The following is a 23,825-nucleotide window of genomic DNA, read 5'->3' as shown; positions in this document are numbered from 1 at the left end:
TTCCCAAGTGATTCGCTGTTATATTGGCCTCGGCAGCAACCTGGCCAACCCGCTCGCGCAGTTGCACAGCGCACTGGAGTCTATTGACCGGATTCCAGTGACCCGTGTGGTAGCCAGCTCACCGTTCTACAGCAGTGCGCCGGTCGGCCCCGGCGAACAGCCGGATTACGTCAATGCCGTGGCTGCGCTCGACACGGAGCTGCCCGCAGAATCACTGCTGGATGCGCTTCAGGCCATCGAGAACGATCACGGCCGCGAACGCACCGTGCGCTGGGGAGCACGCACGCTGGACCTGGATATACTGCTGTTTGGCAGCGAAAAACTATCCACAAAGCGACTGACTGTGCCGCACCCGCGTATTCCGGAACGCAATTTTGTACTGGTTCCGCTGGCCGACCTGGCCCCGGACCTGGTCATGCCCGATGGCACACCATTGCAATCACTGCTGCAGCAGTGCCCAGAGAACAGGTTACACCGACTGTAACGCTTACTTGTAACCAGGGAACAATAAGGAGTAATCTCGGTGCCCCCGATTTCCGCCCCAGACGCCCCTGCAGGCGAAGACTACCGAGCAGAAAACCTTTCACACGAACTGGAACTCAATGGCCGCGAACTGCCGCGCTTTATTGCCGTGGAAGGCAACATCGGCGTAGGTAAAACCACGCTGGCCAAAAAGCTCGCTGCCACCTTCAATTACGATACGCTGCTCGAGCTCCCGGAAGACAACCCCTTCCTGGAGCGCTTTTACCGCGACCCGAAAAGCACCGCCCTTCCCACTCAGCTTCACTTCCTGCTGCAGCGCTCGCAACAGATTCAGGCTCTGCGCCAGGACGATATGTTCAAACCGGTGCGGGTAGCGGACTTTTTGATTGAAAAAGATCACCTGTTTGCCGAGGTCACCCTCGACAGCGACGAATTACTGCTCTACCGCCAGGTGTATCAGCACCTCACCCTGGAGGCTCCGAAGCCAGACCTGGTGATCTACCTGCAGGCACCGTTAAACGTACTACAGGAACGTATTCACAAGCGCGGTATCGCAGCCGAGCGCAGCATCAGCAACGATTACCTGGCCACACTAAACGAGGCCTATACCAATTTTTTCCACTACTACGATCAGGCCCCATTGTTGATCGTCAACTGTGCGGAAATCGATATCGTCGATCAGCAAAGTGACTACTTGCAGCTGGTGGAATACCTGTTGAACGTAAAAAGCGGCCGTCACTACTACAATCCCGGGAAATAAACCTCTGACCCGGCGCGCTCGAAGCGCGACGCCCACAAGGCGTTGCAGCCGTTAACCTACAAAGTCAGGGCCGAATGCCCGCAACGCGAGAAAACACCATGCCCTATGGATCCAGCGAGCTGAGTAAACCCGTTACGGTACAGACTCTGCGAAAGATGAAAGCAGACGGCGAGAAATTTATCTGCGTCGCCCTGTATGACGCGCCCATGGCGGCAATGGCCCAGAAAACCGGCGTGGAAACCTTACTCATTGGCGACTCTCTCGGTATGACAGTGCTCGGTTACGACAGCACCATACCTGTCACCATGGAGCAGATGATCTACCACGTGGAAGCGGTGGCGCGAGGCAATAAAAAGTCGCTGATTATGGGCGATCTGCCCTTTATGACTTACGCCACCCCGGAGCAGGCACTCACCAACGCCACCCGGATCATGCAGGCGGGCGCGCACATGGTGAAAATCGAAGGCGGCGCCTGGCTGGCGCCCACAGTAAAAATGCTGACCGAACGCGGAATTCCCGTGTGTGCACACCTGGGGCTCACACCGCAGTCTGTTCACAAGCTGGGAGGCTTCCGCGTGCAAGGACGGGACGACGAACGCGCTGGCGAGATTCTCGATGATGCGGTGCAGCTGGATGAAGCCGGGGCGGACCTGCTGGTACTGGAGTGTGTGCCCTCAGACCTCGGCAAACGGATCACCGAAACCGTCACCATGCCCACCATCGGTATTGGTGCGGGCCCACACACCGATGCCCAGGTCCTGGTAATCAACGACATTCTGGGACTTACCGAAAAGCCGCCAAAATTTTCCAAAAATTTCCTGGTGGAGGCCGGTGATATTCCCGGCGCGCTGCGCAAATATGCCGAAGACGTGAAAAACGGTGTTTTCCCAGACACAGACCACAGCTTCAGCTAACAACAAGATTCCCGATAACAGGTAGGCAGCATGGATTTCGAGACCACTATCCAACATGCGCGCAATAGCGATCAATGGGAGATTCCTCCAGGCTGGAGCCAGGGGCGCGCCACTTTTGGTGGCCTGGTGGCCGCCATGCTGTACCAACCCATCGAAGCAGCCCTGGAAAAAGCCACCGGTGAAGATGCACAAAATACACCGCTGCGCTCCCTGACCCTCTCTTTTGTTGCCCCCGCAGAAGCGGGCCCGTTGAACACCTCGGCGCGCGTTTTGCGCGCCGGTCGCTCAGCGGTGCAGATCGAGGCTCATGGGGCCCAGGGCGACCAGGTAACCACCGCCGCCCTCGCCAGTTTTGGCAAGCCCAGAGAATCTACGATTTCGGTGGGCGCGGGCAAGGCGCCGGACTTTCCGCCGCCTGATGACTGCCAGGCACTACCCTATATCGAGGGACTGGTGCCGGAGTTTACCCAGAAGTTTGATTATCGGCTGGGCGCCGGTGCCCTGCCTTTTACCGGTAGTGATGAAGGGCGTATCGGTGGCTGGATCCGGTTTAAAACAGACGACGAGGAGCCCACAGGCAGGCCCGCCAGTATCAGTCACCTCCTGGCGCTGATCGATGCATGGCCCCCGGCGGCGCTATCGATGCTGAAGACCCTGGCCCCCGCCAGCTCTTTGACCTGGACGGTGGAGTGGATGCCTGTGGCCCACACGATCTCTGCCGGCCCGAGCGACTGGTGGCAATACCTGGCGGAAGTGGAACAGGCAAAAGACGGTTACGCGGTCATTGCGGCACGCCTGTGGGATTCAAATGGGCAACTGATTGCACTCTCCCGCCAGACGGCCACTATTTTCGGGTAAGCAGATATCTTAAACCGTTGTAAGCGGGCGGCTGGTGGTGGCCGCCGGACGCCGCCAGCGCAGTAGGTTTAAAGCCACTTTTTCCAGCGAAATACCACCAGTTGGATAGCCACCGTAACGACCAGTAACGCGCTGAAAATCACAAACGCCTGGGGGTTCTCGGAACCCGGGATCCCTCCGACGTTCACCCCCAACAGGCCGGTTAAAAAGCCAAGCGGCAGGAAGATCGCGGCGATAATCGACAGAACATACATGCGGCTGTTGAGTTGCTCGGAAATACGGCTCATCAGTTCTTCCTGGGTCACCGCTGCGCGCTCGCGCACCGCATCGATGTCTTCGATATGGCGAAGCAGGCGATCGCTCACTTCCCGCAGCTGCAGTCGATCCTGTTCCTCAATCCAGTCCAGTTTCTCCACCATCAGCCGCGCCAGAGCCTCCCGCTGCGGGGACAGATAGCGCCGCAGAGTGATGGTCTGCTTGCGCAGTACAGCGAGATCCAGGCGCAGACTGCCACTGGCGCCGGTCACGACCCGGTCTTCCAGATCGTCGATGGTGTCTTCAAAGGTATCCACGGTGTCGCTCATCCGCCACACCAGCAGATCCGCAAGCTCCACTACCAGTCCAGCGATAGTGCACGGGCCGCGGCCACTTTCGAGCTGCTGGCAAAGGTCGTTAATGGAAAGCAGTTGACGCTTGCGGGTGCTGATGACCCGAGACTCCTCGGCCCACAGGCGAATGGATACCATGTCTTCCGGTTGCGACTCCGGATTGAGATTGACCCCGCGCAGGGCGATCAACAGACCCTCGCCCATGGAGGTGGTGCGCGGGCGGGTTTCCTCGGTGAGCAGTGCTTCGGCCACCAGGGAGTCCAGCCTGGCGCGGCCGCTGATCCAGGCGCGAGCATCAGTATCCGTATAATCCAGGTGCACCCACAGGCGACCTTGTGCCGCGTTCCAGGTCTCGACCTCGGCCCAGCTCAGGCGACGGCCGCGCCCGTTGCCATCGAGTAAATAGGCGTGAATAAGGCCCGTCTGCATGGGATAGCTCCCGCCTTAGCGGCTCAACTGGAGACGCGCGCTGGCGGATTCACCGGCGCCCAGCCGCCAGCTATTGGCAAAGGCGTTGCCGTGCTCGACACATACGAAGCCAGCATAGTCCGCGCCAATATCGCCAATGGTGGCCGCCAGCTCGGCTCCCGGATTCCAGGTGATCACTGTGTGGCAGTTTTCACTGCGGGCCTTGATCGGGTTGGGTGTGATAATGGTCTGTTCTGCCGATGCATGCTCGAACACCCGATCCACCTCGCCGGAAAAAGTCTGCTTCCCTTCAAGTCGGTCGCGGGCGAAGTCCCGGGTTTTATCCAGATACTCTACACCGGACAACCCCTCCACCTGGACCTGATTGACATCGGCAACCGCGAAATAGCTATGCAGCGCCCAGCTAAACTCCACGGTGCGATCAGCGGTATTGGTCAGCTCCAGCTCAAAGGTCAGTGACTGGCCCAGGCCAATGGTCAGCGCGCAGGCAAAGCTGTCCGCAAACAGCGCATCTCCAGTATGCTCGAATGATAATTTCAGCTGCACCTCGCCATCGGCGCGCTCCTCACTAGTGTCCAGGGTCCAAAGGCGCGAGCGCACCAGACCGTGCTTGGGCTTGGATGGGTCACTGCGGTTTTCGCCAAACCAAGGCAGGCACAGGGGCACACCACCACGTACCGCGGATTCTGGAGCAAATGACGCGGAAGGGCTCAGCCACAACAACGGCGCGCGTCCCTGGGCGGTAAATTCCAGTACCTGGGCCCCTTGCAGCGCAATTACTGCGCGGCATTGTCCGGTCTCAACCAATAACAGATCGAGGCCAGGCTTGCCGTACAGGGCGCCACTATCGGTGCGGGTGAGGTAATCGAGTGCGGCCACGGGGAAACTCCTTTTCGCGAGGGGAGGGCAGATCGCCGCCGTCGGAGCGGCTTATGGTGAATGGCTAGTCTAGCGTTTCCAGCAGGGTATTTTCTATCGACGCAGCTGCGGAGGCCGAAGGATGAGTGCCGCGGGCCTCAACCTGAAGCCAGTCGAACCCCTCTTGCTGGCAAGCGTAAATACAGTTTGCCGCTTTGGCGGCGGCTTCTGACAGTGCCGCGCGGGCCAGCTCCAGACTGTTGTTCTTTTCACTGATGTGCGCGACCACAAGGTGCTGCAGCCTCTCACTTCCGACCCGCTGCAGGAATCCGGCAGCCTGCTGATTGCTGAGGTGCCCGTAAGCTCCGCCTACGCGCCGCTTCAGGGAGGGCGGGTAAGGTCCCTGGGCGAGCATCTGGGGATCGTGATTCGCCTCCAATACCAGGGCATCGCAGTCACCGAAGTGAGCCTCCACATGCGGGGTGATGGTACCGAGGTCGGTGAGCAGTCCCAGGCTGCTGCCGCGGCTGCGGAACACAAACTGCGCCGCCTCACGCGCGTCATGGGGAACCGCAACCGGGGTAATCTGGATATCGCCAATCGCAAATGGCTGATGCCCTTCTATGAGCTGGATTGCCGACAACGAGCCAATATCCCTCGCGCGCAGCGTGCCCGGGGTCAGATAAACCGGCAGCCGGTATTTGCGCGCCAGGGGGCCGACACCGCCCATATGATCGCTGTGTTCATGAGTTACGAGGATTGCGGAGAGGTCCGCGGGAGAGATACCGAGCCGCGCCATGCGCCGCTCGGTTTCCTTGATGGTGAAACCGCAGTCCACCAGCAGACAGTGATCACCACAGGCGACCAGAGTGCCATTGCCCTTACTGCCACTTCCCAGGGAGGCAAATCTGATCGCCATAATCGAGGGTACCCGCCGTCAGATCAGGTTCTGACGGATTGCCATCAGCAGTTCGGAGGCTTTTGCTCGCGGCAGCGGCAGGCCGCGGGTGTCCCGCACGCGCACTTCAATGGCCTCATCTACACCTCGCAGCACAACCAAATACCCGGGAATATCGGCATTCGGTGCACCACCAAGGCCCTGAAGATTGCTGAACAGCGCGGGCTGTACCTTGGCATTCAGGTCGATGTTCGCCAGGACCTGTTGCAGGCTGTAGGCATCCGCCTGTTTTGCCAGCTTGTCCTCGCCCTTACCAGGGCGCCAGCTGGAGAACCAGCCATCTTCTTCATCGGACAACTCGCGGTCCACATCGTAGGTCACATAGAAGATGCCGATATCAGAGTCTTCCTTGTGCAGGCGGTATGCGCCGGTGTTCAGTGCATGGGATACCGTTGCCCAGGCGCGGTTCATGGCGAGGCCAAGGGACACGAACGGCTCTTTGCCCGCCGGCTCCATCACCTGCACTTTCACCTTGCCTCCACCGATGGCCTGGGCCACTAGAGAAGCTGCCGCTCCGCTGGAATCTGCCGCCAGGGCGGAAGACATCTCATCGATCATCCAACCTTCGCGCTCATCACTGCTGGACTGCGCAGGCCATTCGACCGCAACACTGGCCGGTGACTCCATAGGTACCGACAGGTGACGCACGTGAATTTCGGTGGTGTCCGGCTGCACGCCGGACTCTACCTGCAGGCGGTACTTGTCTTTGGTATCCGGGTTTTCCCCGAAGGTCAGCCAGGTGGTTTCCATGGTACCGGCGCCAGCATCCGACATGGCGAGCTGCAGGCCGGTGGTACGCAGGAAGTAATGCAGCTGCGGCCAGACTTCATCTGGTGGCTGATTGACCAGCACCCAGCGGCGGTTGCCCAATTTTTGGATTTTTACCCGGTCGAGCCCCACATTGACCGAAAGCGCCTGCGGGCGGGGTACTACAAATTCGCCCCGATCCACATCGGCGCTGATGTGCGGAACCTCGTAGAGTTCTTCCTGATGTTTGGCGGTAACCCCATCCGGCATCTGCAGCGGAGGCAGACTGTTGGCCAGCTGGTAGTCGTCACCGCGGTCGCGGAAATAGCCGTCGTCACCGAAGATGCCACAGCCGCTGAGGGTAGAAACCACGGTGCACAGCAGGGCTCCGGCAGTCAATTTTGTCATTATTCGTACCTTGTCGAATCAATCGCGATCACGTTAGTCCAGTTACGGCGGTGCACGCCACCTCGGGTGTGCACACCCACGCTCGACTGTCAGAGCACCCCGGCGCTGCGCAGTGCGTCACGCACTACACCGTGATACTCGGAAGACAGACCAGTGAGGGGCAGGCGAATTCCGCCGTCAATACGGCCCATTTCCTTCAATGCCCACTTCACCGGTATCGGGTTGGACTCCACAAACAGCGTTTTGTGCAATATTTCGATGCGCTGGTTGATAGCGCGGGCAGTTTCGGCGTCACCCGCCAAGGCCGCTTCACACATTTGCGCGACGGCCGCAGGGGCCACGTTCGCGGTCACACTGATGTTACCGTGGCCGCCCAATAGCATCAGCTCCACCGCAGTAGCATCGTCACCAGAGTAGACGGCGAAGTCCTCGGGCACCAGATCGATCACTGCACGGGCGCGCTCCAGGTCACCTGTCGCTTCCTTGATACCGACAATATTACTGATGGCGCTCAAACGGGCCACGGTATCCGGCAGCATGTCCACCGCTGTTCGCCCCGGCACATTGTAGAGGATCTGTGGGATGGCAACGGCCTTGGCCACTGCCTTGAAGTGCTGATACAGGCCTTCCTGGGTAGGCTTGTTGTAGTAAGGGGTCACCAGCAGGCAGGCATCCGCGCCGCACTTGGCTGCGGTGGTGGTGAGCTCGATGGCTTCGGTAGTGGAATTGGCGCCGGTACCGGCAATCACCGGAATACGGCCCGCAACCTGATCCACAACGCGGCGGATGACTTCCAGGTGCTCGTGCACATCCAGGGTCGCGGATTCACCGGTAGTACCCACCGCTACCAGGGCGCGGGTGCCCTGCTCGATATGCCACTCCACCAGATCGTGCAGCTTGTCCCAATCCAGGCCACCATCTGCAAACATGGGTGTGGCAAGCGCCACCATACTGCCGGAAATCATTGCAACTCCTTCTCTAACCGGCCGGGGGCCGGCTGATACCACCTAAAAATGAATGCGGTATGTTACTGAGCGTGCCAGTTCGATGCCAGCGCAAAAAAGTCATCCCGCTGCGGAGAAACTCACCGCAACAAAATCGGTTAAATTTTGCGCTTTTTCCGCCTTTTTTTGCGCGGGGGGTAGAAGCTGTCCTCCCCTTCCGGACGGGTTTTGAAGCGGCGGTGCACCCACATGTATTGAGAGGGGTTTTCCCGCATGCGCGCTTCCACAAATTGATTCACCAGGACCGCATCTCTGTACTCGTCGCCAGAGGGTATCTCCTCGAGCGGTGGGTGCACCCGGACCAGATAGATTCCCTTTTCTTCCAGGCGGGTGACGGTGTAGGGCACCACCTTGGCTCGGCCGACCCGGGCAAAACGGGAGGTGCCGGTCACCGTCGCCGTCTGAATACCGAACAGCGGCGCGAACACCCCCTGCTTGATACCGTAATCCTGATCCGGGGCGTACCAGACCGCGCGGCCACGCTGTAGGGCGCGCAACATGCCGCGCACATCTTTGCGCTGCAGCACGTTGGAACTTTCCCCGTGGCGCTCACGCCCCTTGCGTTGCATGTAATCGTACACCGGGTTTTTGTGCGGCCTGTACATGCCATCCACCGGGTGGCTCATGCTCATAAAAGCGGCACCAATCTCTAGGGTAGTAAAGTGCATGGCCATCAAAACCACACCTTGCCCCTGCTCGTGCGGCTGCTGCAGATGCTCGAGTCCCTCGATCGTGAAGCGGCGACGCAGCCAGCGACTGGATCGAAACCAGGCCATGCCGGTTTCCATCAGCGCGATACCGTTGGAGGCAAAATTACGACGCAGCAGCTGCTCGCGTTTCATCGGGGAAAGTTCAGGAAAGCACAGGGCGAGGTTGCGCTCGGCGATCAGGCGGCGGCTATTGGCAAAGCGCAGCATCAGGCGACCAATCAGCCGCCCCAGCGATATCTGCCAGCGATATGGCAGCTGGGCCACCAGATACCAGGTCCCGAAGAGGAACCAGGTCAGCCAGTAACGGGGGTGCAGCAAAGCGGCGCGAAAGTGGGGTTTTTCCATAAAATGCGGATAACTGCGATCGGGAACAGGAATTCCGGCCATCACTACGGCCGAAACAAAGCGACGCATTATAGCGCCGCAGCCCCATCGCCGGATATAGCCGGCACCGGGCAACGCCCAGGCCATCACAAATTAGCCCCGCAAGTCTATCCAGACAACCGTGCTTTGCTGCCTGGTAAGTGTTCAATGCCGAAGCAAGACGTCCAGTTCGTCCACGATTTCACACCAATCAGAGTCTTCGAGGATCGCCTCCCGCAGAAACTTGCGCTGGCTGTCACTCCAGAAGGTCGCCCCGGCCAGTTTTTCTTCCCCCGCCAGGTGATGGCGACTCAAGAAATCCTCGATGGCATCGTTATCAGAACCAAGCCCTAACTGGGCAAAGAGATCATTCAGCGTGTGATGTCCGGTTTCCATAACCTTTCCCCTTGGTGTGAGTTGCCGTTGTTGAGCAGCCCGCAGGATCAGCGCATGGCCGCGCCAGATCAGCCGACAGATGTTATCCAGTATAGATAACCATGCGCCAAACCGACCTGGCTTCACGGTCAGCTACCGCACCCCCTGGCTGCCGTCTCACTAACAGTGGGTGCCGGCGCAAGCCGTCAATTTCAAGGGGCGGGGTTAGGGTTACGAGTGTGTATTTCGTCAATGGCCGCCAGCAGTTCATCGCTCAGGGTCAATTCGGCGCTGGCAATATTGGACTTCAACTGCGCCATGGTTGTCGCGCCAATGATGTTACTGGTGACAAAAGGTTGCTGGTTTACGAACGCCAGAGCCATTTGCGCAGCATCCAGACCAAACTCCCTGGCCAAGGCGGCGTAGGCCTCCGTTGCGGCAACCGCCCGTTCGCCGGTATAGCGCTGGAAGCGCTCGAACAGGGTCAGGCGAGCCCCTTCCGGTCGGGCGCCGTTAAGGTACTTTCCGCTCAGGGTACCAAACGCAAGCGGAGAATATGCCAGCAGCCCGCACTGCTCTCGAATCGCCATTTCCGCCAGACCTACTTCAAAGGTACGGTTCAGCAGACTGTAAGGATTCTGGATTGACGCTACCCGCGGCCGGTTGCCATGGGCGGCCAGACGCAGGTAACGGTGCACGCCCCAGGGAGTCTCGTTGGACAGGCCAATATGGCGAACCTTACCCGCCTTGACCAACTCTTCGAGGGCGGCGAGGGTTTCGCTGATGTCCACACCATCATCATCGCCGTGTTGATAGCCGAGCCTGCCAAAGAAGTTGGCCTGGCGCTCTGGCCAGTGCACCTGATAGAGATCGATACAGTCAGTCCTGAGGCGCACCAGGGAATCATCACAGGCCTTGAGTATCTGATCACGATCCAATCGCGGGCCGCCGCGAACATGGCCGACACCGGAGTTTGCTGCACTTCGCCCGGTCACTTTGGTTGCCAACACCACATCGTTACGGCGGCCGGTTTTATGCAGCCAATTACCGATTATTTCCTCGGTACGGCCGTAAGTTTCCGGCTTGGGCGGCACCGGGTACATCTCCGCACAGTCGATAAAATTTACGCCGTTTGCAGTGGCATAGTCCAATTGCTCGAACGCTTCAGTCTCACTGTTCTGTTCGCCAAATGTCATGGTGCCGAGGCAAATCTTGCTGACCTGGAGATCCGTCTTGCCCAGTGTGCGAGTTTCCATTTTCTTCTCCTGAAATCTTGTGGCCGCATTATGCCGATTTGGCTCGCCCGTTCGCAAAAACAAAAACGCCGGGCAATTGCCCGGCGTTTTCATCGGATGGGAAAAACGGCTTATTTGAAGTCCGCTTCCACCAGCGGGCTGGTGTCGGCTTCGTAATCGACACCTTTTACACCAAACCCAAACAGTTTGAGGAAATCGTCTGCATAACCTTTGTAGTCGGTCAGCTCAAACAGGTTTTCCTCGGTCACCTCCGGCCAGAGTTTCTCTATCTTGGCCTGGGTTTCCGGGCGTAGTTCCTTTTCGTCCATACGGAAGCGGTTGGTATCGTCGAGGCGCGGGCTGTCGGTGTACAGGCCTTCGGTGTACAGACGGTACAGCTGCTCGATACAACCTTCGTGGGTGCCCTCTTCCTTCATCACTTTGTAGACGAGGGAAATGTACAGGGGCATTACCGGAATGGCGGAGCTGGACTGGGTAACCAGGGCTTTCAGAACCGCAACGTTGGCACTGGCATTGCCACTGTCACTGATGGCTTTGGCGGCGCGGTCCAGATCTTCTTTGGCTTTGCCGATAGTGGCGTGGCCGTAGATCGGCCAGGTGAGTTTTTCGCCGATATAGGTGTAGGCGACGGTTTTGCAGCCGTCTGCCAGTACGCCCGCATCGCCGAGGGCTTTCATCCACAGTTCCCAGTCTTCACCACCCATGACTTTGACCGTGGCTGCGATTTCTTCTTCGCTCGCCGGGTCAACACTGATGTCGGAGATTTCCAGCTTGTCGGTGTTGAGGTTTTTGGCGGTGTAGGACTTGCCGATGGGCTTCAATACGGAGTTGTACAGTTCACCGGTTTCCGGGTCGGTACGGCGCGGAGAGGCGAGACTGTAGATGACCAGGTCAATCTTGCCGAGATCCTGTTTGATCAGGTCGATGGCCTGGGCTTTGATTTCGTTGGAGAAGGCGTCGCCGTTGATGCTTTTGGCATACAGGCCGGCTTTGTGGGCTTCTTCCTCGAAGGCAGCAGAGTTGTAGTAACCGGCAGAAGCGGTACGTTTTTCTGTGGGCGGTTTTTCGAAGAATACACCGAGGGTGCTGGCGCCACAGCCGAAGGCGGCGGTAATGCGGGAGGCGAGGCCATAGCCGGTGGAGGCGCCGACAACGAGAACGTTTTTGGGGCCGTCTTCGATGGCGGGCTGGGATTTGATGTATTCGATCTGTTCGCGCACGTTGGCGGCGCAGCCCTGCGGATGGGCGTTGGTGCAGATGAATCCGCGAACTTTCGGCTGGATGATCATGCCGGGCTCTCCGTTGGTGATTCTTCGGTCTTTTCAGTCAAAAGTGGCCGACTGAGCAGCCATAAAGCGGGACATTCTAATGGCCTTTAGGGGTAACTCCCATAGTGACAGGTCACGGTTGGGGAGATTAGTGGCCAGAATTTCGGGGGTGGCGGCCAGTTTAGCCAATGATCGATTTTTGACTTGCCCTTTCCTGGTGCGCAACGCTTAATTATTAAGCATAAATGACTACTTCAGATCCAGCGGTCTCGCGCTTTACCTCCTGTGGCGGCAAGGCACCGGGTATAAGGTTTCAGAACCGCTGTGAATACGTCCCTGTACGCTGCGTCGGCAACATCCCTGTTGCCGACGCTTCTGAAACCTTATACCCGGCGCCTTTCCTTACCTTCGAATTTCTGTACCCCCGTTCGTTAGATCGCGCAAACCCTTGGCACACTTAATGCACTTCATATTGTGGGACCGCCATGGAAAGCGGTAAGCATATTCCCAATCAAGGGGTAACCAGCGAGGTAAACACTCATGAAGTACTACTCACGTCATTTTGTAAAACCCGGCGACCTGAACCCAGCCCAACGTCTGTTCGGCGGCCAGGCTCTGGCGTGGATAGATGAGGAGGCCGCCATTTTCGCGGGGTGCCAGATGGGCACGGCAAATATTGTGACCAAGCTGATGTCAGAGATTGATTTCGTCAGCTCGGCGGTTTGCGGGGATATTGTGGAATTCGGTTTTGAGGTTACGGATATCGGCCGCACGTCGCTGACGGTGCATTGCGAGATGCGCAATAAGCAGACGCGGGAGTTGATCGTCAGGGTTGAGCGGATTGTGTTTGTAGCGCTGGATGCGGAGGGCAAGCCGACGCCTCATAAAAAGGCCGGGATGACGGTAGCCGAGGCAGCCAATTCTACCGCGGAGGCCAGCAAGCTCGCGGGCTAGCTCTGGAACTCAAGCAAAATAAAAAAAGCCTGTGGCAGCCCCCTGCCACAGGCTTTTGAATTTAAGTGGCATCAGAAATTAGCGCAGCAACAATAACGGCTGGTTGGTTTCCAGTAGCATTTTTGCGGTAACACTACCCAGCAGAAGATCGCGCAACTTGCTGTGGCTGAAGGCCCCCATCACAGTCAGATCGATATTGTGTTCCTGCTGGTAGGCGATCAATGATTCCACCGTGCGGCCCTCGAGACTGGCGCTAACTACATAAACGCCACCATTACTCAACGCTTCCGCCCCCTCGGTCAACACCGAATCGCCACCGTCGCCCACATACACAAGATGACAGTCCACGCCTTTAAACACAGGGCTCGTTGCCACCATATCCAGTGCTTTGCGTGCTGACTCGCTGCCATCGTAAGCGAGCATGATGGAGTGCGGCACCTTGAACTCACGATTCACCACCAGAATCGGCTTGTGCAGCGAGCGCACAATCGACTCCAGCTGCGCACCCAACCCCTTGTTCGACTCCCCGTGCTCCTCACCGCGAATCCCGAGCACCAGCACGCGGATATGATCTTCCAGCTCCACCAGCGATTCGATCAGAGACCCGTGGCGCTGACAGGTAACCACCCGCTCAGCCCCCGCCTTCACCGCCCGCTCCCGCGCGCTCTCCAGCATCTGCCGACCCTGCTCCAGTAACAGTTTGGATCGCTGCTGCTCCAGACTGGTCAGCTCTTCCAGCAGCTCTTCCTGGCTACCCAGCCCGATACTGCCGGACAGGTCTGCGACGGCTGGCGTGGTTACACGCTCAATATTGTGAAGAAGTTTGATGGGAGCTGATGCGCGGCTGGCGATCCAGGCGGCGTAGTCACAGACAGCACCACTGTAGCGGGAGCCATCAATGCAGGTCAGTACGAGGGGGTCTTTCTGTTCGGCCATTTATTATTTTCTCTCGTTATCGCAGTTCATTTTCGAAGTATAGAAATCAGATGCGAAGCTCGAGTGCAGGGGGAGGGATTTCAAAAGCGTCGGCGACAAGGACGTCGCCGACGCAGCGTACAGGGATGTATTCCCAGGGGGGCGCCTAGCCCGGTTTTGAAATTCCTCACCCGTTGCTTGAGCGCCACAGGGAGAAACTACGAAGCACCCAACCACGGTGCTAGATCAGTGCCCCCCGAGCACCTTTTCAATTTCTTCCGGCTTGTCATGAACACCGAAGCGGTCAACGATGGTGGAGCTGGCTTCGTTCAGGCCAATCAGCTCGACCTCGGCGCCCTCACGGCGGAACTTCACTACCGCCTTGTCGAGGGAATATACCGCCGACACATCCCAGAAGTGCGCCCGGCTCAGGTCAATCACCACCTTGTCCAGCGCCTCTTTAAAATCAAAGGCCGCCACAAACTTGTCCGCCGAATTGAAGAACACCTGCCCCACCACAGTGTAGGTACGGCAATTCTTCTCCTCATCCAACTCTGAGCTCACATACATAAAGTGGCTCACCTTATTGGCGAAGAACAGCGACGCCAGCAGCACACCCACAAACACGCCAAACGCCAGATTATGGGTAAACACTACCACAATCACCGTGGACAGCATCACCAGATTGGTGGACAACGGCAACTTGTTCAGATTGCGGATCGAGCTCCAGTCAAAGGTACCGATGGACACCATGATCATCACCGCCACCAGCGCCGCCATCGGGATCACCGCCACCCAATCGCTCAGGAACACCACCAGGGTCAACAGCCCCACACCAGCGACGAGGGTAGACAGGCGGCCACGGCCACCAGACTTCACATTGATCACGGACTGTCCAATCATCGCACAGCCCGCCATACCGCCGAGCATACCCGCACCGATGTTGGCGATGCCCTGGCCCTTACACTCGCGGTTCTTGTCGCTGTTGGTATCGGTCAGATCGTCCACGATGGTGGCGGTCATCAGAGATTCCAGCAGGCCCACCACGGCGAGGCCGGCGGAGTACGGGAAAATGATCTTCAGAGTCTCGAAGTTCAGCGGAACGTCCGGCCACAGGAACACCGGCAGAGTGTCCGGCAGATCACCCATATCCCCCACGGTGCGGATATCCATGCCCAGGGTTACCGCGACCGCGGTCAGTACCAGGATGCACACTAGCGGTGACGGCAGGATCTTGCCGATCACCGGCACATAGGGGAACAGGTAGATGATGCCGAGGCCGGCGGCGGTCATGGCGTACACGTGCCAGGTGACATCGGTGAGCTCTGGCAGCTGGGCCATAAAGATCAGGATCGCCAGCGCATTCACAAACCCCGTGACCACAGCCCTCGAGACAAAACTCATCAGGCTGCCGAGCTTGAGGTAGCCGGCGATGATCTGCAGCACCCCAGTTAATAGTGTCGCCGCAAGCAGGTACTGGAGGCCGTGCTCTTTGACCAGCGTGACCATGAGCAGGGCCATGGCGCCGGTGGCTGCGGAGATCATGCCGGGGCGGCCACCGACGAAGGCGATGACGACGGCGATACAGAAGGAGGCGTAGAGGCCTACCCGGGGGTCGACACCGGCGATGATGGAGAAGGCGATGGCCTCGGGGATGAGGGCCAGGGCGACGACGAGGCCGGCGAGCACGTCGCGGCGGATGTTGCCGAACCAGTCGTTTCTGGTTGACGACAACAGGGTGTTGGAGAACTGCATAATCAGGGGAGCCTGTCTGGGATGCTGACTTGAGGGTCTTATTCGAGCCCGGCTTTTTGAGCCATAAATTCGGGCGCGGATTCTAGCATCTTGGGGGATCTGGCTAAAGAACAGGCAAGTGGTTTGAGGCACGGATATGGCTCAGCGGCGGCGACGCTACCGGGTGTAGTTTGGTGAGACACGAGCTAGGCGCCCCCCCTTAACCCATCCATGGGGGCTCGGCTGCGGCCGTCCTGGCCGCAGACGGTCTCACCAAACTACACCCAGCATCGCCGCCTTAGCATTTGGCTTAATTACATTAATCTCAGTCCATTGTCGCGCAGTCTCCCCCTGTCCGCCCCAACGGACACAGCCTTTCCGGACACTTTTTGCGGACGCCTCACCCGCCATCCAAAAACTTTCTGAAAATTTATTTTCCTTACATATCAAACACTTAAGACGAATAACCGCCTTGGCACGGCAATTGCGATAAGGCCGCTGCATCCAGAAATTCCGCTTTGCATCCGGACGCGGGAAGACGCGCATCAAAGTGGCAGAAGAACAGATTCTAAGAACTTGGGAACAACATGATCAGAGATACCTCCGGGCAGGACGTCCAACTCACTCCACAGAGCCCGTGGAAGAACCCGCGCCTGTTGAAGCGCGCCGGCCTTGGCATTGGTGCGGCAGCTTTTGTGGTTTGGGGGCTGATGAGCTGGCAGAGCACGAATGCGGTGGATGCAAGTGTGTCGCTGTCGCGGATCAATATCGCGGCGGTGGAGCGAGGGGATCTGGTGCGGGATCTGGTGGTTCAGGGGAAGGTGGTTGCGGCCAATAGCCCTACCCTGTTCAGCCCGGCGCAGGGGATTGTGAAGTTTGCGGTGAAGGCCGGTGATGCGGTTGCAAAGGGGCAGCTGCTGGCAGAAGTCGACAGTCCGCAGTTGCAGAACCAGCTGGCCCAGGAAAGCGCCCTGTATAACAAGCTGAGTGTGGAACTTGCACGGCAGAAGATCCAGGCCAAACGCCAGCGTCTGGAGAATACCCAGAAGGCGGATCTCGCCAGGGTGGACCTGACCGCGGCACAGCGGGAGCTGAAGCGTGCGGAAATTTCCATGGAGAAACAGATCATCTCCCAGCTGGACTTTGAGAAGGCCAGCGACGATCTGGCCCGGGCGGAGTTGGAGTACAAGCAGGCGGTACAGAATTCCCAGCTGGAAAACGAAGCCCTTGCCTTCGAGACCCAGACCCTGCAACTGCAGGTGGACCAGCAGCAGCTTCAGGTAGAGGAACTGCAGCGCAAGGTCAACGAATTGCAGATCGTCTCTCCGGTCGACGGCACCATCGGCAGCCTGGCGGCCACCCAGCGCTCCGCTGTCGCCGCCAATGCGCCATTGCTCACCGTGGTGGACCTCACCAGCTTCGAGCTGGAAGCCGCGGTCCCGGAAAACTACGCCGACGATCTGGGCCTCGCCATGGCTGTGGAAATCAATATGGGTGGTAAAAAGCTGCCCGGCGAAATCACCGCGATCGCCCCGGAAGTTATCAACAACCAGGTCACCGCCCGCGTGCGCTTCACCAACGGCCAGCCTGAAAACCTCCGCCAGAACCTGCGCCTAACCGCCCGCGTGCTGCTGGAAAATCGCAACGACGTCATGCTGGTCAAGCGAGGCGCCTTTCTCGATCAGACCGGCGGCCGCTTCGCTTGGAAACTGAACGATCAGCAGCAGGCAGTAAAGGTGCCCATCACCATTGGCGCGCTGGGACTGAACCAGGTTGAGATTGTTTCCGGCCTGGAGGAAGGGGACCAGATCATTACTTCCTCTGCGGAGGAGCTGGATAAGGCGCAGCTGGTTGCGCTTAAAGATTAACGGCTTGCACTGAACTCAGATGTGCAGGCGCTGCTACAGATTGTTGTTCGCGAGACCTTCTGCGAGAGGGACCTCGCAGAAGAGCCCCCATGGATGGGTTCACGGCGTGTCTCGCGAACAACAATCTGTAGCAGCGCCGCCACGAAATTTTAAAGACATAACAAACTAAAAACTGCGAAGACAAGGAAATCCACCATGCTCAAAATGCACAATATCCGTAAAAGCTATCGCACCGATACCATTGAAACTCACGCACTGCGTGACTTCAGCCTCGAAGTCAATGAAGGGGAATTTGTCTCCGTTACCGGCCCCAGTGGTTCCGGCAAAACCACCTTCCTCAATATCGCCGGCCTGCTCGAAACCCCAACCGGGGGCCAGTACATGCTCGACGGACAGGAAGTCGGCAACCTGTCAGACCGCGACCGCTCGCGACTGCGCAATGAAAAAATCGGCTTTATTTTTCAGGGCTTCAACCTGATTCCCGACCTCAACCTGTTCGATAACATCGACGTTCCCCTGCGCTATCGCGGCTTCAACGCCAAAGAGCGCCGTCGCCGTATCGAAAAATCCCTCGAACAGGTCGGTCTCTCCGCCCGAGCCAAACACCTGCCTGCGCAACTATCCGGCGGTCAGCAACAGCGCGTCGCCATCGCCCGTGCCCTCGCCGGCGAGCCCCGCTTCCTGCTCGCGGACGAACCCACAGGCAACCTCGACTCCTTAATGGCACGTCAAGTCATGGAACTGCTGGAATTTATCAACGAATGGGGCACCACCATCGTCATGGTCACCCACGACCCGGATCTCGCGCGCCGTGCGCAACGCAACATCCAGATCGTGGACGGTCAGGTCTCCGACCTGCGCCAGAGTATCGCGCAGCCAGAAATCGCCAGTGCATAAGCTGAAATCGCACCGCTGAATTAGAGAAAAGGACACCGAAATGATCGGCTACTACATCAGCCTCGCCATACGCAGCTTGCGGGGAACACCTATCCTGAGCGCGCTTATGATCGCCGCCATCGCCGTTGGCGTGGGTGCATCCATGACCGTACTGACATTGAACTATATGATGTCGCAGAACGCCCTGGAGCATAAAGACAAGGTCCTCTATGCCGTACAGCTGGATAGCTGGGATCCGAACCAGGCTGCGGATACCGCCAATGAAATTCCCTGGCAGCTCACCTACCCCGACGCCGTTGCCCTACTGCGCTCGGATATTCCCACCCGTCAGGTGGCCATGCACCGCTTTGGATTTACCGTCAATCTCGACGAATCCGACATGCGCCCGTTTACCGCCAATACCCGCGTAACCACCCGGGATTTCTTTTCACTGTTCGACGTACCATTTGAATACGGCGGCACCTGGAACAAGGAGGCGGATAGCGCTGCCGTTCAATCTGTGGTGCTCAGTAAAGAAACCAACGAAAAACTGTTTGGTGGTGAAAACAGTGTCGGGAAAGTTGTACAACTGAACGGCGAGCCCTTTACCGTCGTCGGTGTGCTCAAGCACTGGAATCCGTCGCCAAAAATTTACGACCTGAACAACAACCCCTTCGCAGACTCCGAAGAGCTGTATATCCCCTTCGGCTTGCACCGCAAGTATGAAATTTACAGTTGGGGCAACACCAATGGCTGGACAAGCAGCGCACCGGAGGGCGCCGAAGGCTACGAGCGATTCCTGCTCGGAGAACACGTGTGGATTCAATTTTGGGTAGAGCTGGATGGCGCCGAGCAGAAAGAAGCGTACGAGCAGTTCCTCACCGGCTATATCCGTGAGCAGAAAGAACAGGGCCGCTTTGAGCGCCCACTGAAGTTCGCCCTGTCGCACCCGTCTGAATGGCTGGTTCTGAATGAAGTACTGGGCAACGACAACCGGGTACTGGGCTGGGCATCGCTAGCCTTCCTGTTAGTGTGCGTGGTCAATGCCGTTGCCCTGCTGCTGGCAAAATTTTTGCGCAAAGCACCGGAGGCCGGCGTGCGCCGGGCCCTGGGCGCAAGTCGTAACGCCATATTCACCCAGCACCTGATTGAAAGCAGCTGTATCGGTGCGCTTGGCGGGTTGCTGGGCATTATCCTCGCGCTGGCCGGCTTGACCGGTATTCGCGCACTGGCGATGGGCCAGGTAGACCAGATCGCCACCATGAACTGGGAAATGATGCTGGCCGCTGTCGGCCTCGCCATCTTCGCGAGTATTCTCGCCGGCCTTTACCCGGCCTGGCGCATCAGCCGCACCAACCCATCCGTTTACCTGAAGACCCAGTAACCCAGAGAAGAGGAAAAGAACATGTTCGAGCTAAAACCCATGTTGTCCGCCCTCTGGCGCAACAAGGTATCCGCGTTGCTGATCGCCCTGCAGCTTGCACTCACTCTTGCCATTGTGAGCAATGCCAGCGTGATCGTAAAAGATCGTATGCAACAGGTAGCGCGCCCCACCGGCATGGATGTGGAAAATATCATCGCCGCAACCTATATGCCCATCCCTACGGAATACGATATGGCAGGAGCCGTCGTAGCTGACCTCGATCTACTGCGCAGTACACCTGGTGTTGTGGACGCCTCGGTAACCAACCAGATTCCACTGTCCGGATCCGGTTCTGCGGGCACCTATTTCACTGAGCCCAATCAGGAGATCGGTGGCGAAAACGCCAACTACTATCAGGTGGACTCACACTTTATTAACACCCTTGGTCTCAATCTGATCGAAGGTCGCAGTTTTGTTCCTGCCGATGAACACGTTATCGGCCCAAATGACCAGTATCACAGCAAAATGGCCGTGGTCAGCAAGCAGTTTGCCGAAAAGCTGTATCCTGGCGAATCGGCTATCGGAAAGTTTTTTTATAGCGGAGCCAATGACAACCCGGTGGAAATCATCGGCGTGGTCGAGCAGCACCTGGGTGCCTGGCCGGGCTGGTCCCGCGCCGGCAACGTGGTTTTCTTCCCCTTGCTGGTCACTGGCAACCACAAACGCTACCTGATCCGAACCGAACCAGGGCAACGGGACGAGGTGTTCAAAAAAGTGGAGGATTTACTCAACGAGCGTGATCCCCAGCGTGTCGTGCATGTGGAAACCCTGAGTGAAAATGTGCAGCGTACCTACATCAGCGACAACATAATGATCAAAGTGCTGTCTCTGGTCATGGCCCTGCTTACCTTCATTGTCGCTCTCGGTATCATCGGTTTGACCATTTTCTGGATCAACCAGCGCACCAAACAGATCGGTATCCGCCGTGCATTGGGTGCCACCCGCGCCAATATCAGCCGCTATTTTCTGGTTGAAAACGCCCTGATTGCCGGTACCGGCCTGGGGCTGGGCACCGCGGGCGCACTGATCATCAATCAGCTGATGGTGAGCGAATTTTCACAACCTGCTCTTACATTACCGCTGCTTGCCGTGTGTGCGATAGTATTGTTGCTCGTGAGTATTGCTGCCGCGTTGATGCCGGCCATGCGCGCTGCGAATATTTCACCGGCAATGGCAACACGTAGCGTGTAATCGCGGGTTCGAAGTTCAATTTGCGATGAGAAGGTCCTGCTGCCGGCAGGACCGCTACAAAATTGACTACAAAGGACAGTTAATTGGATAAGGTCCTAATCATCGACGACAACACCGGCATCATCTCGGCCCTATCCCTGTTGTTGTCCCTGCACGATATCCAGACCCTCTCAGCCATTACCCCACAGGCGGGCCTGCAACTGTTGCGGGAAACCCCGGATGTTGGCCTCGTCATCCAGGACATGAACTTCACAGCGGACACCACATCCGGTGAAGAAGGTCGCGCACTGTTTTTTGCCTTACGTGAAATACAGCCCGATATTCCCATCATCCTGCTCACTGCCTGGACCCAGCTGGAAATGGCGGTGGAGCTGGTCAAGGCCGGTGCCGCCGATTATGTCGGTAAACCCTGGGACGACAACAAACTGATCGCCACCATTAAAAACCTGCTGGAGCTGCACGATCTGCAACAACAGCAGCGGCAGTCCCAGAGCCGTGCGCAGCAGGCGCGGGAACAGCTGCGGCAACAGTTCGACCTGCAGGAGATTGTCTACCGCAGCCAGAGTGTACAGACGCTGCTGGAAATGGCCACCCAGGTGGCCCACTCCGATGTCCCGATATTGATTACCGGGCCCAACGGCGCGGGCAAGGAAAAAATTGCCGATATAGTCCAGGCCAACTCCAGTGTGAAGGATGGCCCCTACATCAAGGTCAATGTGGGCGCCCTGCCGGAAGAGCTAATGGAAGCGGAACTGTTTGGCGCCGAGGCCGGCGCCTACACTGGCTCCGGCAATAAGGTACGTCAGGGCCGGTTTGAAGCAGCCGACGGCGGCACCCTGTTTCTTGACGAAATCGGCGAGCTCTCCGCCAGCGGTCAGGTCAAACTGTTGCGGGTATTACAGACCGGAGAATTCCAGCGCCTCGGCAGCAGCCAGACCCGCAAGGTGCGGGTGCGTGTAATCAGCGCCACCAACAGCAACCTGCAACAGATGATTGAAGATGGCAGTTTCCGTCAGGACCTGTTTTACCGGCTGAATGTGATCGAACTGAAACTGCCGCCGCTGAGTGAGCGCCCGGAAGACATTCTGCCGCTGGCCCGCAACTTCCTCGCCAAGACAGACAAGCAACTGAGTCCACAGGCACAACAATGCCTGATGCGCTACAGTTGGCCCGGTAACGTGCGCGAACTGCAGAATGTGATGCAGCGTGCTGCGGTACTGACCAAAGGCGACACCATCGACGAGGCGACCCTGGCATTGCCGGAAGACACCCGACTCAAGGTACCGGAGCACAGCTTTGAACCGAGCCGCGAACTGCTGGAGCAGACCCTCACCAACTGCAACGGCATCATCGCCCAGGCCGCCCGTGAACTGGGACTGAGTCGACAGGCCCTGTATCGCAGGCTGGATAAATACGGAATTCCCTACTGATGCCTAGCGGCGCAAATCCGAAAACCTCTATCGAAGGAAAGTTGTTCGCCACCGTTCTGCTGTCGGTGGCGCTCGGCTCCGGTATTCCATTTGCCCTGTTGCGACTGGATGCCCAGCCGCTGCTTGCCTGGAGTGCAGGGTTGCTACTGGCACTACTACTGGCCTTCGCCTTGCTGCGCCCCGTGACCCGCAACCTGAATCGCGCACTGCAGAGCCTCGAAGGCGGCCTGCTGAATTTCCGCGATGGGGATTTTTCCATATCCCTGGCACTGAACCGCGACGACCAGCTGGGGCAGCTGGCAGAACTGTATAACGAGGTGGGGGAAATACTGCGGCGGGAAAGAGCTCATATTCACCAACGCGAACTGCTGCTGGATACAGTGATCCAGAGCTCACCACTGGCCCTGCTACTGATCGATCAAAGCAACCACATCATCTACGCCAATACCAGTGCGCGACATCTTTTACACGACGGCAAAGCACTACAAGGGCATCTGCTTAAGCAGATTCTCCCCCATTGCCCGCCGGAACTGTCGGAAGCCATCGAGGGAAAACAGGATGGCCTCATCCGCTACCTTGACGGCGAGCGCAACCACACCCTGCATATCAGCAACAGTACCTTTGTACTGAATGCACAGAAACACCGCCTGATACTGCTCAGAGAAATGACCCGGGAGCTGACCCGAGCGGAAGTTCAGGTGTGGAAAAAAGTGATCCGGCTGATCAGCCACGAACTGAACAATTCCCTTGCCCCCATTTCATCCATGGCCCACAGTGGAAAATTACTGTCGGAAAAAATCGATTCCCGGCAACTGGCCAGCGTGTTTGATGTCATCGCAGAACGCTGCCGCCATCTGACGGATTTTACCCAAGGCTACGCGCGCTTCGCCAAGCTGCCACCACCGGTGTGTGAGGAGGTGCCCTGGTCCGGACTGATCACAAGATTGCAGCCCCTGCATCCTTTTAAAATCCACGGGAGCTTACCCTCGCGCCCCGGCTATTTCGATCCAACGCAACTGGAACAGGCGCTGCTGAACCTGCTCAAGAATGCCGGTGAGTCCGGTAGCGCGGTAGAAGACATTTCTCTCCAGGTAGCCACGGATGCGCACGGTCAGTTGCTGACGGTCAGAGACCGCGGCACCGGTATGAGCGATAAGGTACTGCAACAGGCGCTTTTGCCGTTCTACTCTACCAAGCCGCAGGGCGTCGGCCTCGGTCTGGCCCTATGCCGGGAAATCATCGACGCGCACAACGGACAAATACAACTGCACAACCGCGCCGAGGGCGGTTTACAGGTGAGCCTCTGGCTACCGTGGCCGGGACATCATAATCCGCAGGAATAATCTCACGGCGCAGCGGAACACAGACGGCGTACGACAGGGACGCAGTATGTGCGTCCTCACCGCCGGTGTCCGATACAACAACCAGCCAGTGC

Annotated in this window: 22 protein-coding genes; 11 read left to right on the top strand and 11 right to left on the bottom strand. The window is 58.0% G+C overall.

Going from position 1 to position 23,825, the window contains the following annotated elements:
- The first annotated feature begins 10 nt into the window (after positions 1 to 10).
- From folK to AAFH99_RS06835, 4 genes are all read left to right on the top strand, one after another.
- Complete coding sequence (gene folK / locus AAFH99_RS06850) at positions 11 to 484, top strand: 2-amino-4-hydroxy-6-hydroxymethyldihydropteridine diphosphokinase (protein WP_231491733.1); 474 nt, start codon at positions 11 to 13, stop codon at positions 482 to 484.
- Positions 485 to 592: 108 nt separating this feature from the next.
- Positions 593 to 1,243, top strand: a complete 651-nt coding sequence (locus AAFH99_RS06845) for a deoxynucleoside kinase (RefSeq protein ID WP_043318423.1) — start codon at positions 593 to 595, stop codon at positions 1,241 to 1,243.
- A 98-nt stretch (positions 1,244 to 1,341) separates the two neighbouring features.
- Entirely contained in the window at positions 1,342 to 2,157 is an 816-nt protein-coding gene (gene panB / locus AAFH99_RS06840) for a 3-methyl-2-oxobutanoate hydroxymethyltransferase (RefSeq protein WP_043317515.1), read from the top strand.
- A gap of 30 nt (positions 2,158 to 2,187) precedes the next feature.
- Positions 2,188 to 3,015 carry a thioesterase family protein gene (locus AAFH99_RS06835; RefSeq protein WP_043317517.1) on the top strand — a complete coding sequence of 276 codons (828 nt, stop codon included), beginning with the start codon at positions 2,188 to 2,190 and terminating at the stop codon, positions 3,013 to 3,015.
- Between the two features lie 68 nt (positions 3,016 to 3,083).
- Here AAFH99_RS06835 and zntB read toward each other — a convergent pair whose 3' ends face one another.
- The 9 genes from zntB to fabV form a co-directional block, all read right to left on the bottom strand.
- Positions 3,084 to 4,052, bottom strand: a complete 969-nt coding sequence (gene zntB / locus AAFH99_RS06830; RefSeq protein ID WP_043317518.1) for a zinc transporter ZntB — start codon at positions 4,050 to 4,052, stop codon at positions 3,084 to 3,086.
- A gap of 15 nt (positions 4,053 to 4,067) precedes the next feature.
- Entirely contained in the window at positions 4,068 to 4,931 is an 864-nt protein-coding gene (locus tag AAFH99_RS06825) for a D-hexose-6-phosphate mutarotase (RefSeq protein ID WP_051687015.1), read from the bottom strand.
- Between the two features lie 64 nt (positions 4,932 to 4,995).
- Positions 4,996 to 5,829 (bottom strand): MBL fold metallo-hydrolase, encoded by an 834-nt coding sequence (locus AAFH99_RS06820; protein WP_406829027.1) that lies wholly within the window; start codon positions 5,827 to 5,829, stop codon positions 4,996 to 4,998.
- A gap of 18 nt (positions 5,830 to 5,847) precedes the next feature.
- Positions 5,848 to 7,023: an outer membrane protein assembly factor BamC gene (bamC, locus tag AAFH99_RS06815; protein ID WP_406829026.1), complete on the bottom strand. Its 1,176-nt coding sequence runs from the start codon at positions 7,021 to 7,023 to the stop codon at positions 5,848 to 5,850.
- Between the two features lie 89 nt (positions 7,024 to 7,112).
- Positions 7,113 to 7,988, bottom strand: coding sequence for a 4-hydroxy-tetrahydrodipicolinate synthase (gene dapA / locus AAFH99_RS06810; RefSeq protein ID WP_043317524.1), 876 nt, complete (start codon positions 7,986 to 7,988; stop codon positions 7,113 to 7,115).
- A gap of 137 nt (positions 7,989 to 8,125) precedes the next feature.
- Positions 8,126 to 9,151 (bottom strand): LpxL/LpxP family Kdo(2)-lipid IV(A) lauroyl/palmitoleoyl acyltransferase, encoded by a 1,026-nt coding sequence (gene lpxL, locus AAFH99_RS06805; protein ID WP_231491670.1) that lies wholly within the window; start codon positions 9,149 to 9,151, stop codon positions 8,126 to 8,128.
- Positions 9,152 to 9,265: 114 nt separating this feature from the next.
- The gene (locus AAFH99_RS06800; protein WP_043317526.1) at positions 9,266 to 9,496 is read right to left on the bottom strand and encodes a DUF2789 domain-containing protein; all 231 of its coding nucleotides are present in this window, start codon (positions 9,494 to 9,496) and stop codon (positions 9,266 to 9,268) included.
- 191 nt (positions 9,497 to 9,687) lie between these two features.
- Positions 9,688 to 10,731, bottom strand: a complete 1,044-nt coding sequence (locus tag AAFH99_RS06795) for an NADP(H)-dependent aldo-keto reductase (RefSeq protein ID WP_043317528.1) — start codon at positions 10,729 to 10,731, stop codon at positions 9,688 to 9,690.
- Between the two features lie 110 nt (positions 10,732 to 10,841).
- The gene (gene fabV, locus AAFH99_RS06790; RefSeq protein WP_043317530.1) at positions 10,842 to 12,020 is read right to left on the bottom strand and encodes an enoyl-ACP reductase FabV; all 1,179 of its coding nucleotides are present in this window, start codon (positions 12,018 to 12,020) and stop codon (positions 10,842 to 10,844) included.
- Between the two features lie 519 nt (positions 12,021 to 12,539).
- On the opposite strand from fabV, the gene AAFH99_RS06785 reads away from it, so the two are divergent.
- The gene (locus AAFH99_RS06785; protein ID WP_043317531.1) at positions 12,540 to 12,953 is read left to right on the top strand and encodes an acyl-CoA thioesterase; all 414 of its coding nucleotides are present in this window, start codon (positions 12,540 to 12,542) and stop codon (positions 12,951 to 12,953) included.
- 78 nt (positions 12,954 to 13,031) lie between these two features.
- On the opposite strand, the gene AAFH99_RS06780 is transcribed toward AAFH99_RS06785, so the two are convergent.
- Both AAFH99_RS06780 and AAFH99_RS06775 read right to left on the bottom strand, forming a co-directional pair.
- Complete coding sequence (locus AAFH99_RS06780) at positions 13,032 to 13,889, bottom strand: universal stress protein (protein ID WP_406829025.1); 858 nt, start codon at positions 13,887 to 13,889, stop codon at positions 13,032 to 13,034.
- Positions 13,890 to 14,114: 225 nt separating this feature from the next.
- Complete coding sequence (locus AAFH99_RS06775; protein WP_406829024.1) at positions 14,115 to 15,623, bottom strand: SulP family inorganic anion transporter; 1,509 nt, start codon at positions 15,621 to 15,623, stop codon at positions 14,115 to 14,117.
- 566 nt (positions 15,624 to 16,189) lie between these two features.
- On the opposite strand from AAFH99_RS06775, the gene AAFH99_RS06770 reads away from it, so the two are divergent.
- The 6 genes from AAFH99_RS06770 (at position 16,190) to AAFH99_RS06745 (ending at position 23,733) form a co-directional block, all read left to right on the top strand.
- On the top strand, positions 16,190 to 17,470 hold the full coding sequence (locus AAFH99_RS06770) for an efflux RND transporter periplasmic adaptor subunit (RefSeq protein WP_406829023.1): 1,281 nt from the start codon (positions 16,190 to 16,192) through the stop codon (positions 17,468 to 17,470).
- 195 nt (positions 17,471 to 17,665) lie between these two features.
- On the top strand, positions 17,666 to 18,367 hold the full coding sequence (locus AAFH99_RS06765) for an ABC transporter ATP-binding protein (protein WP_406829022.1): 702 nt from the start codon (positions 17,666 to 17,668) through the stop codon (positions 18,365 to 18,367).
- Positions 18,368 to 18,407: 40 nt separating this feature from the next.
- Complete coding sequence (locus AAFH99_RS06760; RefSeq protein ID WP_406829021.1) at positions 18,408 to 19,730, top strand: ABC transporter permease; 1,323 nt, start codon at positions 18,408 to 18,410, stop codon at positions 19,728 to 19,730.
- 21 nt (positions 19,731 to 19,751) lie between these two features.
- Positions 19,752 to 20,960, top strand: coding sequence for an ABC transporter permease (locus AAFH99_RS06755; RefSeq protein WP_406829020.1), 1,209 nt, complete (start codon positions 19,752 to 19,754; stop codon positions 20,958 to 20,960).
- An 83-nt stretch (positions 20,961 to 21,043) separates the two neighbouring features.
- A complete protein-coding gene (locus tag AAFH99_RS06750; protein ID WP_406829019.1) occupies positions 21,044 to 22,390 on the top strand; it encodes a sigma-54-dependent transcriptional regulator in 1,347 nt (448 codons plus the stop codon).
- Complete coding sequence (locus AAFH99_RS06745) at positions 22,390 to 23,733, top strand: PAS domain-containing sensor histidine kinase (protein WP_043317547.1); 1,344 nt, start codon at positions 22,390 to 22,392, stop codon at positions 23,731 to 23,733. The genes AAFH99_RS06750 and AAFH99_RS06745 overlap by 1 nt, the downstream gene beginning before the upstream one ends.
- The last annotated feature ends 92 nt before the right edge of the window (positions 23,734 to 23,825 follow it).

It is taken from the genome of Microbulbifer sp. ARAS458-1 (genome assembly GCF_045348205.1).
GTDB lineage: Bacteria > Pseudomonadota > Gammaproteobacteria > Pseudomonadales > Cellvibrionaceae > Microbulbifer.
The sequence above is the reverse complement of the archived record's forward strand: the minus strand, read 5'-3'. Positions and strand labels throughout refer to the sequence as shown.

Coding starts and splice junctions, on each gene's coding strand:
- fabV (WP_043317530.1), bottom strand. CDS start 12,020: ATGATCATCCAGCCGAAAGTTCGCGGATTCATCTGCACCAACGCCCAT.
- AAFH99_RS06780 (WP_406829025.1), bottom strand. CDS start 13,889: ATGGCCGAACAGAAAGACCCCCTCGTACTGACCTGCATTGATGGCTCC.
- AAFH99_RS06820 (WP_406829027.1), bottom strand. CDS start 5,829: ATGGCGATCAGATTTGCCTCCCTGGGAAGTGGCAGTAAGGGCAATGGC.
- AAFH99_RS06745 (WP_043317547.1), top strand. CDS start 22,390: ATGCCTAGCGGCGCAAATCCGAAAACCTCTATCGAAGGAAAGTTGTTC.
- zntB (WP_043317518.1), bottom strand. CDS start 4,052: ATGCAGACGGGCCTTATTCACGCCTATTTACTCGATGGCAACGGGCGC.
- bamC (WP_406829026.1), bottom strand. CDS start 7,023: ATGACAAAATTGACTGCCGGAGCCCTGCTGTGCACCGTGGTTTCTACC.
- AAFH99_RS06800 (WP_043317526.1), bottom strand. CDS start 9,496: ATGGAAACCGGACATCACACGCTGAATGATCTCTTTGCCCAGTTAGGG.
- dapA (WP_043317524.1), bottom strand. CDS start 7,988: ATGATTTCCGGCAGTATGGTGGCGCTTGCCACACCCATGTTTGCAGAT.
- AAFH99_RS06760 (WP_406829021.1), top strand. CDS start 18,408: ATGATCGGCTACTACATCAGCCTCGCCATACGCAGCTTGCGGGGAACA.
- AAFH99_RS06785 (WP_043317531.1), top strand. CDS start 12,540: ATGAAGTACTACTCACGTCATTTTGTAAAACCCGGCGACCTGAACCCA.
- AAFH99_RS06765 (WP_406829022.1), top strand. CDS start 17,666: ATGCTCAAAATGCACAATATCCGTAAAAGCTATCGCACCGATACCATT.
- panB (WP_043317515.1), top strand. CDS start 1,342: ATGCCCTATGGATCCAGCGAGCTGAGTAAACCCGTTACGGTACAGACT.
- lpxL (WP_231491670.1), bottom strand. CDS start 9,151: ATGCGTCGCTTTGTTTCGGCCGTAGTGATGGCCGGAATTCCTGTTCCC.
- AAFH99_RS06770 (WP_406829023.1), top strand. CDS start 16,190: ATGATCAGAGATACCTCCGGGCAGGACGTCCAACTCACTCCACAGAGC.
- AAFH99_RS06775 (WP_406829024.1), bottom strand. CDS start 15,623: ATGCAGTTCTCCAACACCCTGTTGTCGTCAACCAGAAACGACTGGTTC.
- AAFH99_RS06835 (WP_043317517.1), top strand. CDS start 2,188: ATGGATTTCGAGACCACTATCCAACATGCGCGCAATAGCGATCAATGG.
- AAFH99_RS06755 (WP_406829020.1), top strand. CDS start 19,752: ATGTTCGAGCTAAAACCCATGTTGTCCGCCCTCTGGCGCAACAAGGTA.
- AAFH99_RS06795 (WP_043317528.1), bottom strand. CDS start 10,731: ATGGAAACTCGCACACTGGGCAAGACGGATCTCCAGGTCAGCAAGATT.